The sequence below is a fragment of the Dietzia sp. CQ4 genome, assembly GCF_014145125.1.
Classification (GTDB): Bacteria; Actinomycetota; Actinomycetes; order Mycobacteriales; family Mycobacteriaceae; genus Dietzia; species Dietzia natronolimnaea.
Genome location: NZ_JAALDZ010000068.1, coordinates 1 through 1,654 on the forward strand (window position 1 = coordinate 1; position 1,654 = coordinate 1,654).

The 1,654-nt window shown below is 73.1% G+C and carries 1 protein-coding gene and 1 pseudogene; one reads left to right on the forward strand and one right to left on the reverse strand.

The window, feature by feature from the left end; translation table 11 throughout:
* Positions 1–1,102, forward strand: a 1,102-nt coding sequence (locus G6031_RS04675; RefSeq protein WP_241737193.1) for an LCP family protein, incomplete at its 5' end; no start/stop codon positions are given.
* 31 nt (positions 1,103–1,133) lie between these two features.
* Here the strand turns inward: G6031_RS04675 and G6031_RS04680 are convergent.
* Positions 1,134–1,654: pseudogene (locus tag G6031_RS04680) on the reverse strand (hypothetical protein); the annotation flags it as partial.

Here is a 1,654-nt window from a genome sequence, read left to right on the forward strand (position 1 = left end):
CCCGGCCCGGGCGTCCCGGTCGCGATCCGGCGGGCGGGACCCCCGCAGGCAACCGGTCGACCCGCGCGGTGTCCGGTCCGGTCGGCCGTCGCGGGCCGGGTACGGGTCCACACTCGATCGCCGCTCCCGCCGGGCACCCGGTAGACGGCGCCTCGGGCCGATGCGGATCCTGGGTCTGGTGCTCGTGGTGATCCTGACGCTGGGCGTGGTGAGCGTCCTGTGGGCGGACTCCAAGCTCCAGCGGATCGACGCGCTGCCGGACTACCCCGGCCGGGGCGGCAACACCCCGGGCAGCATCACCCTCCTGGTGGGGACCGACTCCCGCGAGGGACTCACCCCGGAGCAGCAGGCCCAGCTGTCCACCGGGTCGGAGTCCGATGCCGGCGGCAAGCGCACGGACACCATGATGCTGGTCTACACGCCGCGCGACAGCGGCCGGACCATGCTCATCTCGCTCCCGCGGGACCTGCTGGTCGACATCCCGGACTACGGACAGAACAAGCTCAACGCCGCCTACACCTTCGGCGGTCCGGCGCTGCTGACCCGCACGCTCGAGCAGCAGACCGGGATGCGGATCGACCACTACGCGGAGATCGGGTTCGGCGGCTTCTCCGGGATCGTCGACGCGGTCGGTGGCGTGGACATCTGCATCAACGAGCCGATCAACGACCCGCTCGCCGGCCTCGACCTGGCCGCCGGCTGCCAGACCCTGGCGGGGCCGCAGGCCCTCGGCTTCGTCCGCACCCGCTACGGGTTCGCCGAGCAGGACCTCCAGCGGGTCCGCAACCAGCGGCAGTTCCTCGGCGCGCTCATGAGCGAGACCATGTCCCCGGGCAACCTGCTCAACCCGTTCACCGCGGTGTCACTGGTCGACGCGGCCTCGGAGGCCGTCACGGTCGACTCCGGGGACCACATCTGGAACCTCGCGTCGGTGATGTGGAAGCTCAGGGGCGATCCGCTCACCGTGACCGCCCCCTACGACGGCATGGCCTCCGGTTCCGTGGGCTCGTACCTCGTGTGGGGCCCGAGCACCACGGGGTTCTTCGACGCGGTCGCCTCGGGCCGCACCCCGGCCCAGGAGTACCTCGACCCCGGCCCCTGAGCCCGCCTCCCGGCTCACGGGTACCGGCTGGTCATCCCGCGGGCGTGATCGAGACGATTCCCCAGGTGCCGTCGGGGTTCTCCGCCACCCGCACACGCTGCCGGATCACCACCGGCTCCGCATCGGGCGGGGACTCGGTGAGGCTCACCTCGAGGAGCGTGGGCGACAGCTCCCGCGCGTCCACACAGTGGGTGGTGCCCTCGGGCACCCGGTCCACCCCCTCGACGCGCAGCCGGTCCGGCGTCATCCGGCTCGACGGCGAGACCGCCTCGAACGCCTTCTCGGCCGAGCGCTCGACGTAGTAGGCGTGGTCGAAGGCCAACACGGTCCCCAACGGCGAGTCCAGCGACCCCGGGCCGTCGCCCACCACGTGGCCGGGTTCGGAGACCGGGGCGCAGTCCGCCGCCTCCTCACCGGTCGGGGAGAGAGCCCCGCGGGTGAGGAGGAATCCGATCACCGCCGAGCCGGCCAGCACCGCCACCCCGGCCGCCGCGAACACCGCGAACCGGCGTGCGCGACCGCCGTGGCCCGGGGACGCGGTGGGTCCGGTCC